We start from the raw sequence: 10,979 nt of genomic DNA on the forward strand, positions 1-10,979 counted from the left end.
TGCGCTATTTCCTTCCGGTTGTTAGGTGACTGAGCCGATTGCTCGTGCTACGCCGAGTTTGAAACTTTTTCCTGTTCCGGTGCAAACTCAATGACCTCGCCGCGTGCCTGTGGCTGCCCGCAATCCGGCGTCGCTGCCTGATCGGCAAGGCCAAGCGTCGCTGCACGCCATGCTTTGGCGGCATACAGGCCGTGCGGGTCAACCTTCAGGCTGGCGCGGAATTGCTCGTTGGCCATTTCAGTTTCGCCGCACTGCCAAAGCAGCGTACCAAGCTGGTAGTGCAATGAGCTGCGAGTGGCAGGCGGACAAGCCGGGGCCAGCCGGATCGCTTGTGCAAGGTAGGAGACCGCTTCGGTGCGTCGCCCAGTCTTGAGTAAGTGGTCGACGAGCGCGCAATAGATGACGGCGCGATCAGATGGGCGGCGGGCATAGGGGAGCGCAGCGCGCAAATAGTTCTCGATCTGCCGATCCTCTTTAGCGCAATTACTCAGAGTCATAGTTGCCTCAGACATGCTTTGTTGCAAATAGCGCGCATACCGCGCACAGCGGAGTGCTGCGTCCGTTTCTTCGGCTAAGACATGCGCAGCAGCTAGCGCAGCGTAGAACTTAGGGTTATCCTGATCAAGCCGGCAAGCCTGCTGGAGATACTCAACAGCTAATTTGATGCGATTGCGTTGTAACGCGTTAATACCCAACAGCCAGTACACCTCCGCGGAGTAGGGGTACATGCGGTGCGCGGTGCTGGCCAAAGCAGTGACTTTGTGGTAGTGTCCGTTCTGAAAGTGCTGCCAGGCGCGCCATAACAGCAGATAACGAGCAAGAAACCAAAGACCGCTCAATGCGCCAAACGTTAACGCTACCGGTGACCAGCCGGTAACTTTAATCCACACCATACACGGTAGTAAGACAACAAGTTCTGGCGTTTGCAAGAGCGCACGTCCGAGCCAGCGCGTCGCGAAATGGTGGGGTGGGATAGGAGAAGGATCGGGTGGTTGGGTGGCCATACAAGCTCCTTTACGAGATGCTGATGGTCACAGGCACCGCAACGCTGTTGTAATTAGCATACCTGACCGCAGGGTTGCAGCCTAGTTCTAAAATTACGATATGTCGTCGTGCGATTCGGCTATGTACAGGATAGCAGGGCGTTGTGACATGTACGGTCACATGGATAGGGGAATTTGAGTTTTCGTCTCTCACCTTCTTAGTCCCCACACCTACCTGACGGCGGGAGCGAGCAAGCTGCTGAGAGGCATAGCCACAAAAAGACACAAAAGGCCCGAACATAGGGGAGGGGTAAGGGATGGGGTAAGACATTTACCGCCGAGGGCGTCAAGGATGCTCCTCATTCAAAACTCCTTTTCGCCCTTTGCGTCCTTCGCGCCGTGGCGTTTCATCCCTCTGCGTCTTGGCTTGCTTCGCGCCGTGGCGTTTCATCCCGCACCTGCGGGAGAGGGGATCGTCTCAGGCCACGTCTCTAGCCGCCCGTCCGTTACGCCCCGCGCCTGCGGGAGAGGGATTGGCAACGAGTACCAACTCAACCCGGCCTGCCGTTACGCCCCGCGTTTGCGGGAGAGGGGGTGGGGTGAGCGCAGTAAAACCAACACGCAGGACGATCATCTGATCGCCCTGCGTGCTGTGAAGCCTCACAACCCTTGATTGGTGGAGATGGGGGGAGTCGAACCCCCGTCCAGAAAGCTAGATCGTAGACATCTACAGGTTTAGCCCCTCGCTTTATCTCGCCCGTGGTCGCGCGAGTGGCAGAGCGACCGGTGGGCCAGCCTATTGTCTTAGCCGGTCGCGCTTAGGCGAGCGCTACCGGAGCACCCGACTCATGACGCTCAAGCCGCAGCCATCGGGGGAGCTGCGGGGAGCGCGCTGCCAAATCTCTTAGGCAGCGAGGGCCAGCCGAGGCTGAACCCGAGTGTTATTGTTGGCAGTTATTGCCTTGCCCCTTTTACGTGACTGGGCGGCACGACCTGCAGTCTACGACGTTCACTCCCTGTCGAAACCAGAGCATCCCCGTAACCCGTATGTGAAGTATACACCGTTTGATCACGTTGTCAATCGGTCTTGCGATAGAGATTCGTTAATGTGAGCGGGAAGTGGGGGCAGAGCAGCACTCTGCCCTTACGGCCTAGTTGGGGCAGAGCGGCAGACGGATCGTACTAACTGTGAGCAGCGTACTGCGCCGTCTCTACTGGCTGGCTGGGGGCATTGCACCGCTATGCTCTTACTTGCGTGGGGGCGGGTTATAGGAGATACTATACATATCATTTGGATCTAAAAGTAAAACCGCGAAGGTGTGATTCGCTGTTGGCTGTTGCATGGGTGGTGCAGCGCATGCCACAGCGCGAGCGCAGGAGGAGGTCATGGGTAACATCTACGACATCGGATTGGAGAAAAACGCTGCGAATTATGTGCCGCTGACGCCATTGTCGTTTCTGAAACGGGCAGCGCTGGTGCATCCGCAGTTGCCGGCAGTAATCCACGGCGAGCGTCGCTATACGTGGGTACAGGTCTATGAGCGTGTACGGCGATTGGCGTCGGCTCTACGCGCCGCCGGGGTTGGTCACGGCGATACGGTGGCGGCTGTGCTGAGCAATACGCCAGAGATGTACGAGTGCCATTTCGGCGTGCCCGGCGCCGGTGCGGTACTCAATACGATTAATGTCCGGCTCGATGCAGCGACCATCGCGTTTATTCTTGATCACGGCGAAGCCAAGGTGTTGATCACCGACCGCGAGTTTGCCCCGGTGGTGAAAGACGCGCTTGACCGGTTGGGCCGTTCGTTGTTGGTGATCGATGTGGATGATCCAGAGTACACTGGCCCCGGTGACCGGCTTGGTGCGCTCGATTATGAGCAATTTCTGGCGAGTGGCGATCCGCAGTTCGAGCTGATCTATCCCGCTGATGAGTGGGAGGCGATTTCGCTCAATTATACGTCGGGCACGACCGCTAATCCTAAAGGCGTGGTCTATCACCATCGCGGGGCGTATCTCAATGCACTCTCGAATATCGTTTCGTGGGGAATGCCGCACCATGCCGTTTATCTGTGGACGCTGCCGATGTTCCATTGCAATGGCTGGTGCTTCCCGTGGACGATGGCGGCGAACGCGGGGACGAACATCTGTTTGCGGAAGGTGGATGCCAAGTTGATTTGGCACGCGATTGAACAGTATCGCGTGACGCACTACTGTGGCGCGCCGATTGTCCATTCGCTGATTGCTAATCATGCGCCGGCCCACTGGCGCGCCGGTCAAGGTACGCATAAGGTGAGCGGATTAATTGCGGCTGCACCGCCGCCGGTGGCGGTGCTGCAGGCGATGACTGAGCTTGGCTTTGACATTACCCACGTGTACGGTCTGACCGAGACCTATGGCCCGGCGGCGGTGTGCGCCAAGCAACCAGCGTGGGTATCACTGCCGATTGAAGAGCAGGCGCGTTTGAATGGGCGGCAGGGGGTGAATTATCATGCTGAAGAGGCGATTAGTGTGCTCGATCCGGTGACGATGAAGCCGGTGCCGTGGGATGGCGAGACGATGGGTGAGGTCATGTTCCGCGGTAATATTGTGATGAAAGGTTATCTCAAGAACCCATCGGCGACTGAAATGGCGTTTCGGGGTGGTTGGTTCCATTCTGGCGATCTGGCAGTGGTGCATCCCGATGGCTACATCAAGATTACCGATCGGGCAAAGGATATTATCATTTCGGGCGGTGAAAACATTTCGTCGATCGAGGTTGAGGATGCGCTGTATAAGCATCCGGCGGTGATGCTAGCGGCGGTAGTGGCAGCCCCTGATCCGAAGTGGGGTGAAGTGCCGCATGCGTTTATCGAATTGCGCGAGGGGGCTTCTGTGACGGAAGAGGAGTTGCAACAGCATTGTCGGCAGTTGTTGGCGAGTTATAAGATTCCAAAGAAGTTTACCTTTGGGCCGTTACCGAAGACTTCGACCGGCAAAATTCAGAAGTTTATTTTGCGCGAACAGGCTAAATCGCGGCAGGCCATCGCTGAGGTTTAGGTGCGGGGGGGCTAAGGCGTAAAGGAAGCAACGCAAAGGCACATAGAGCGCGAAGGGTGCGAAGGATGGGAAATGCAAAGATGCACAGAGCGCGAAGGGTGTTGGGGGTGAGGAAGATATACGCAAGTTGGGCGTCCTCAAGTCTTTGGTGGAACGCTGGGCCTATACATGTAGCACACTTTACCCCCGCGTGCGAGCCAAAGCAAGTAGTGCCGAAAAGCGCGCAGAGTGCAATGTCGGCCTAACGCAAAGGGCCCAGAGCGCGAAGGGAGCGAAGGGTGTGAGGTGGGGGGGACATACTAGGTGCACTCTCTGGGCCTTAGCGTAGCTTTGCATCCTTGCGCCTTTGCGTTTAGCATCAACGTGAAGACCGGAGCAGGAGTATGGAGATTGATCCACGCGCTCGCCTGTTGGAATGGCCGAGCGCAGCGTTAGGTGTGACCGGGCGGATGTATGTTTATGCGCCGCCAGATTATCAGCCAGACGGGCCGCCGCTGCCAGTGGTCTATTTGCTGCGCGGCCACGAGCGCGAGTGGGTCAACCGGCGTGAAGATGAGAGCCGGATCGGCAGCGCGATTGATGTCTACGAGCGGGTACGGGCGCGCGGTGAGGTGGGGCCGTTGTTGTTGGCAATGCCCGGTTTGGCGAGCGCCGATAATCGCATTCCCGGTTTGTTGGCCGATTTTGTCGCGCCGGCGCTAGCCGATGCCCCCGGTGTTGGCAGTGGCCGCTTCGCCACCTTCTTTTTCGATGAGGTGTTGCCGTTATTAGAGCGCGAATTCGGTGCGCATCCAGCAGCGCGGGCACTGACCGGGTTCTCGCTCGGTGGCTATATGGCAGTCAAGGCAGTGGCGCTCCGCCCTGAGCTGTTTGTCAGCGTCAGCGCCTACGATGGCTCGTTTCCGTATGCCAGCGACGGCGGGCGAATGGCGCGGCGCTACGATACCCTGCTCAACGCGACGATGTTCGATCCGGCGCTTGGGCGTCCGCGTGACCCGGAACGTATGCGTATGCATAATCCGGTTTGCCTGTTACTACAAGCTGATCGGGCGGCACTGCGACGAATTACGTGGATGATACAATACGGCCCTGAACATATCGAGCCGTGGGGTTCTAATTTCTACCGCGGCGAGTATCTCTTGCGCGCATTGGCGACGTTGGGTATCGCAAACGCTGTGCCGGTAGCTGCCTTGCCCGATGGCGCACATACATGGGCAGTGGCTGACCGACATCTTGAGCAGGCGTTGCCATTACACTATCGAGCGTTTGAACGAGTGCTAGTGAGCTACCCATGAAATCGCCGCCGCGGAACACTATCGAATTACTCGTTCGGCTGCGCTGGCCGTTTGCAGCGGTGGTCGGGTTGCTGTTTGCACTCACCCGGCTGGTTGAAGGATTATTGTTTGATACAGCAATGGAGACACCGGCTGGGCGGGCGGTTGATCCGATTGTATGGGGGGTGCTCGCGTTTGCCGCGATTTGGATCGTGTTCAGTTGGGCGATCCGGCAAGAGCGTGAGCGGATCTCGAACGAAGCGCGGATGCTCGAAGCGTTGCGCGAGAGTAACGAGCGGCTAGAACTGTTGTACGAGATTAACCAGCGCGTAGCATCAAGTGCTACGCTTGATGAGGTACTTGATTACGCGATCACGCTGCCGGCGCGGTTGGTCGATGCTGCCGCAGCGACGATTGTGCTAACCGATGAGCAGGGCCAGCCGTATACGGCACGGGTGACCGGCATCGATGCTGGCGCCCTCGAACGAGCACGAGCGGCATTTGGCTTACGGATAATGCCAACCTTGCCGGCACAGCCAACGATATTGCGTCCGCAATACCTGTGCGGTTGGGCATCTTGTCTTATTCTCCCCCTTGCCGAACGGCAAGTGCAGCCCATCGGTTGGATCGAAGCGTTTCTCAAGGAGGGTGAAACTGCACTGTACGAAGCGCGTCAACCCTTACTCGCGACGGTTGCCAGCGAGCTGGCTGAAGCGATCGTAAATAGTCGGCGGCGTGATCGAGCTATCGCGAGTGTGGCAGCAGTTGAACGGGCAATCAGTGCCGAACGAACCCGTATCGCTCGTGATCTGCATGATGGTGTGGCCCAGTCGCTGGCTTTCATGCGCATGCGGATCAATTTGTGGGAAGATTGGCTTGAACAAGACCCGGCCCGACTCCGTGAAGAATTTGCCACGTTCAAAGCCAATCTGCGGGCGCAGATAGAAGAATTGCGGCGCGCGATCTTTGCCCTTCGCCCAATTGAAATTGGTCAACTCGGCTTTACCGGTGCCCTACGCCGGTTTGTGGCTGAGTTCGCCGAGCAAAACGACTGGGATATTAGCATTGATTTGAACGAACTACCGCCCGATCTGCCGCCAGTATTGGAATTGGCGGCGTTTCGGTTTGTGCAGGAGGCGTTAAACAATACGGCGAAACACGCCCAAGCGCGCCGGGTATGGGTGAAACTCGGCGTGCGCGATCATGGTCTGATTATTCACGTGCGTGATGATGGGGTTGGTTTTAATCCCGGCGAAGAGCCACCGGCTGGCCATTTGGGGTTACGCCAGATGCGCGAGCGGGCGGCGGCGCTCGATGGGCAGGTGACGATTATTTCACGTCCCGGCCACGGTACCGAGGTGCGAGTTTGGCTGCCGTTGATCTATTCGGTGGTGGCGGTGTCGTAAGAGGCAGAGCGCTGCTCTGCCCATATGTGATGGCTTGGCCCCGTCGAGTGCAACTTTTGACCGATACCGCATAGCTCCGGTGGTAAGGTAAGATACCACTATGAATATGCCACCACGCCGGTGTGGTGGTGATTATTGTAGGCGAGGAGCTATGACGACGACAACCACTGACCGCATCTACATCTTCGAGCAGGTATTAGCTGGACTGATGCGCCGTTACCGTGAGCGGGTGCCGGATGTGACTGCTATCGCGCAGGCGATGGTCGCCGAAGGGATTATTGCTTCCCCTGAAGAGATCGAGAATGACCATATCGCGTTCCGCACGATGGGAGTACCGCAGCTTGGCATTCGCTCGCTCGAGAAGATTTTTCTGCACTACGGTTACGAGCGGCGCGACCGCTATCACTTCCCGGCCAAGAAGCTCGATGCCTTCTGGTACTCTCCGCCACGCCCTGATCTGCCGCGCATCTTCATCTCTGAGTTGCGTGTTAGCGATCTTTCGCCGGAAGCGGCAGCTATTATTCGCAGCTATACCGATGAAGTGACCGCTGATCCGGTTGATTCGCTCGATTTGGATGATGCGGCGCGGGTAGATGACTTCCTGCACCGTCCGCTCTGGCGCTTGCCCACGTGGGCCGATTATCAACGCTTGGCCGTCGAGAGTGAGTATGCCGCGTGGGTGATCTACAACCGCTACTACCTCAATCACTTTACGATTACGGTGCATAATTTACCTAACGGCTACAACACCATTGCCGATTTCAACGCCTTCCTTGAACGGCACGGCTTCAAGCTCAACGACGCCGGCGGCAAGATAAAGGTCAGCCCCGATGGCAAACTGTTACAGTCGAGCACCGTCGCCGAGATGATCTGGGCCGAATTCGCCGGCGGCGAGCGCCACCAAATTGCGGGGTCGTATGTCGAATTTGCCGAGCGGCGCCCGCTTGATGCCTTTGCCAATCTGCCATCGCACGAACTGCGTCGCGAACATCGCCGCGAAGGATTTGAGGCCGGCAACGCTGATAAGATTTTCGAGAGCACCTACAGCGCACAAACAGCCAAACGTTCTGAGGAACACTAAACAGGAAACAGTACGGGCACAGCGCCGCTGTACCCTGCTACTGTGCCCGCTTCAGCAACGAGCGCTGCTCTGCCTGATGCGGATAGAGCAGCGCTCTGCCCCTACCAATTACGCCAACTGGCTCAATTTCTCTTGCAAAGCCCGGTTCGATGGCTCCACCAAAATCGAACCATCGGGGAAGACGATCGTCGGCACACTCTGATTGCCGTTGTTGACCTTCACGACAAACTCGGCTGCGTCCGGATCGTGTTCGATGTTGATGTACGTATACGGCGCGCCATGCTGGTCAAGCACACGCTGAGCGCGGCGACAATCAGGACACCAGTTGGTGCCGTAGACGACGATAGGTTGCAGCGACATAGCCTCCTCACCAGATATGTTCCACGAACGAAGCCGCGTCACGCGGCTTCATGATCAAGTATACCAGTTTTTTGTGTTCCCACTGTAGCGACGGGATAATGGACCAGTGGCTTACGCTGCGACCGACTCCTCTTGCGGCACCTGCTTGACGATCTCGATCTCGATGGTCACCTCGTCGCCAACCAGTACGCCACCCGTCTCCAACGCGACATTCCACGTCAGGCCCCAGTCTTTGCGGTTGATCTTGGTGCTGGCGCTAAAGCCGGCGCTGATCGTGCCCCACGGCGACTTCGATTGGCCGTTGTATTCAACCTCAAGGGTCACTTCGCGAGTGACGCCGCGGATGGTCAGATCGCCGATAATGCGGCCATGCGTCTCATCAATGATCTCAACTCGCTTGCTGGCAAACGTGATCGTTGGATAGTTGGCGACATCGAGGAAGTCGGGCGACATCAGGTGACCGTCGCGCCGCTCGTCGCGGGTGTCGATGCTGGTCGCGTCGATGGTGACATTGACCGACGAATTGGCCGGGTTCTGCTCATCAAAATGGACCGTGCCGTCAAACCGGCTAAAGCGGCCACGCACCTTCGAGATCATCATGTGGCGAACCGAAAAGGTCACAGTCGAGTGGGAAGCGTCAATAATCCACGTCATACAGTTAGTGCTCCTGTTCAGCATAGCTTGTTCACGTCAAGCAGCATAACAGGCGTGCATCAACAAGAGCGTAGACAGGAGCGTGAACAGCGGGCGAAGGGTGGTGGGGTAAAAAAGACGGCCCGCTGGGCCGTCTCGGTGCTGCCGACTGGAACGCGCTAGTTTGCCTCATCCAACGACGGCACGATCTCGTAGCGATAGCGAATATCCACCGTGGCGCCAAGCATACGCCAGACTGGGCAATAGCGGTCGCGTGACAACTCGATCGCGCGTTCGAGCGCCGCCGGATCAACCTCACCGGCGCAGCGGTAGACCAGCTCGATTTCGGTGTACGGTTTAGGGTACTCGTCGCCGCGCACCCCTTGGGCGCGCACTTCCAGCCCGGCCACCGGTTGGCGCTTTTTTCGCAAAATGCTGATCACGTCCATTGCTGAACAACCGGCCAACGCCATAAGCACCGTCTCCATTGGCGAAGGACCGACCAGATCTGTATTGCCCTCATGGGGGCTATCGAGTTCAATCGGGCGGCCTGAATTGGCGACGGCGGTAAAGTGAAGGCCCTCTCGTAGGCGAACGCTGGCGTTGATGACTGCTCCCATACAAAACCTCTTAAAGATAGGCGACGAATGGGCCAATCGACCAGCATTGGGTCGATCTTGCCGCTTTTAGTATAGCACTCCGGGTTATAATGCAAAGAGGGCAGGCCAAATGGCCGCAGGGAGAACAGGGCGTATGGACTACGATTACATCATTGCCGGCGCCGGTGCCGCCGGTCTCAGTTTGGCCTATCACCTTGGGCAGAGCGCACTGGCCGAACACACGATCCTCTTGATAGACCCCAACCAAATGCGGCGCAACGATCGCACATGGTGCTTTTGGGAAATAGGAACCGGCCCATTTGAAGCAGTGGTGTCACGACGCTGGGATCATCTTTGGCTGTACGACAAACACTGGTCAGCGCGATTGGCGATCGCTCCGTATCAGTACAAGTTGATACAGGGGATCGATTTTTATCGTTTTGTTGAAGAATGGATGGCGCAGCGTCCGCAGATTACCCGCCTGCAAGGCACGGTCGAGCGGTTTATTGACGTGCCTAACGGGGTGGCGGTCACTGTTGGCGGGAAGACCTATACGGCACGATTTGGCTTCAACAGTGTGTATCGACCGATGCCAGCGCCTCCCGGCTATCATTCGTGGTTGCAGCATTTTAAAGGGTGGGTGATCACGACCCCGCAACCGGTGTTCGACGCCGAAGCAGCTACCTTTATGGACTTTCGCATCCCGCAGTCAAACGATGTGCGGTTTGGCTACGTATTGCCGTTCGATACCCATACTGCACTTGTCGAGTACACTATCTTTTCGCCACAATTGGTCAGCCAAGCCGAGTATGAAGCCGGCTTGCAGCGGTACATTGCTGAACAGTTAGGGATCGACCGGTACGAGATTACCCACATCGAATATGGCGTCATCCCGATGAGTGATGTACCGCTGCCGTTGCGTCCTAGCCCTCACGTGCTCAATATCGGCACCGCCGGCGGGATGAGCAAGCCGTCTACTGGCTATACCTTCCAACGCATTCAATGGCAGACGCGGCAGATTGTTGAGAGTTTGCTTAAGCACGGCCACCCGTTCTACCCACAACCGCGCTTCAACCGCCATGCGTGGATGGATAGCGTGCTGCTCAATGTGCTCGATGCGGGCCGCACACCGGGGCATCGCTTTTTTGCCAATCTGTTCCGTCATAACCCGATCCAGCGTGTGCTGCGCTTCCTCGACGAAGAGACGACGCTTGCCGAGGATGTGGCGTTGATGGCAACTGTTGAGCTGATGCCGTTTGCCGTGGCAGCGTTGGCAGTGATGTGGGGTCGTATGAGCACATTAGGCCGGCGCGAGCTGGAAATGGGATGAGAGCGTCAGGCACCGTCGTAACATATCTGCTAACGGTTGACAACGTTCCCCTTTTCAGCGGTCTCTCGTTCATGTATCGTGCAGGCCATAAACCGGTCTGCACGGGAAGAGAGGCTGCTGTGAATCATGCCAAACTACTCCTCGAATGGAACGTTAATGCGTCGCCATTTCGGAATCGATTGATATGGCAACAGCTTGGGATTGCGTTTGGTGTCCCGATCGTGTTGCTAGGGCTATTTCTGGCTGCCATTACCGAGCAGAATCGGTGGCAAGTCGC

9 protein-coding genes and 1 other RNA gene are annotated in these 10,979 nt (G+C 57.3%); 5 read left to right on the forward strand and 5 right to left on the reverse strand.

Going from position 1 to position 10,979, the window contains the following annotated elements; genetic code table 11:
- Window positions 1-47: 47 nt before the first annotated feature.
- Both Q1A59_RS02870 and ssrA read right to left on the reverse strand, forming a co-directional pair.
- Entirely contained in the window at window positions 48-1,004 is a 957-nt protein-coding gene (locus Q1A59_RS02870; protein ID WP_298404364.1) for a lipopolysaccharide assembly protein LapB, read from the reverse strand.
- A gap of 653 nt (window positions 1,005-1,657) precedes the next feature.
- Window positions 1,658-2,021, reverse strand: a transfer-messenger RNA (tmRNA) gene (gene ssrA / locus Q1A59_RS02875).
- A gap of 348 nt (window positions 2,022-2,369) precedes the next feature.
- On the opposite strand from ssrA, the gene Q1A59_RS02880 reads away from it, so the two are divergent.
- The 4 genes from Q1A59_RS02880 (at window position 2,370) to Q1A59_RS02895 (ending at window position 7,780) form a co-directional block, all read left to right on the forward strand.
- Window positions 2,370-4,019, forward strand: coding sequence for an acyl-CoA synthetase (locus tag Q1A59_RS02880; protein ID WP_298404361.1), 1,650 nt, complete (start codon window positions 2,370-2,372; stop codon window positions 4,017-4,019).
- A gap of 383 nt (window positions 4,020-4,402) precedes the next feature.
- Window positions 4,403-5,314, forward strand: coding sequence for an esterase family protein (locus Q1A59_RS02885; RefSeq protein ID WP_298404358.1), 912 nt, complete (start codon window positions 4,403-4,405; stop codon window positions 5,312-5,314).
- Entirely contained in the window at window positions 5,311-6,699 is a 1,389-nt protein-coding gene (locus tag Q1A59_RS02890; RefSeq protein WP_298404356.1) for a sensor histidine kinase, read from the forward strand. Before Q1A59_RS02885 ends, Q1A59_RS02890 begins: the two co-directional genes overlap by 4 nt.
- Before the next feature lie 151 nt (window positions 6,700-6,850).
- Window positions 6,851-7,780, forward strand: a complete 930-nt coding sequence (locus Q1A59_RS02895; RefSeq protein WP_298404354.1) for a DUF1338 domain-containing protein — start codon at window positions 6,851-6,853, stop codon at window positions 7,778-7,780.
- 108 nt (window positions 7,781-7,888) lie between these two features.
- On the opposite strand, the gene Q1A59_RS02900 is transcribed toward Q1A59_RS02895, so the two are convergent.
- The 3 genes from Q1A59_RS02900 to Q1A59_RS02910 form a co-directional block, all read right to left on the reverse strand.
- Complete coding sequence (locus Q1A59_RS02900; RefSeq protein WP_298404351.1) at window positions 7,889-8,140, reverse strand: mycoredoxin; 252 nt, start codon at window positions 8,138-8,140, stop codon at window positions 7,889-7,891.
- A gap of 111 nt (window positions 8,141-8,251) precedes the next feature.
- On the reverse strand, window positions 8,252-8,794 hold the full coding sequence (locus Q1A59_RS02905) for a YceI family protein (protein ID WP_299643786.1): 543 nt from the start codon (window positions 8,792-8,794) through the stop codon (window positions 8,252-8,254).
- 158 nt (window positions 8,795-8,952) lie between these two features.
- Window positions 8,953-9,393 (reverse strand): OsmC family protein, encoded by a 441-nt coding sequence (locus Q1A59_RS02910; RefSeq protein ID WP_298404345.1) that lies wholly within the window; start codon window positions 9,391-9,393, stop codon window positions 8,953-8,955.
- 133 nt (window positions 9,394-9,526) lie between these two features.
- Between Q1A59_RS02910 and Q1A59_RS02915 the strand changes: the two genes are divergently transcribed.
- The gene (locus Q1A59_RS02915; RefSeq protein ID WP_298404342.1) at window positions 9,527-10,702 is read left to right on the forward strand and encodes a lycopene cyclase family protein; all 1,176 of its coding nucleotides are present in this window, start codon (window positions 9,527-9,529) and stop codon (window positions 10,700-10,702) included.
- Window positions 10,703-10,979: the final 277 nt, after the last annotated feature.

Origin of the sequence: uncultured Chloroflexus sp. (assembly GCF_937951745.1) — a bacterium.
GTDB lineage: Bacteria > Chloroflexota > Chloroflexia > Chloroflexales > Chloroflexaceae > Chloroflexus.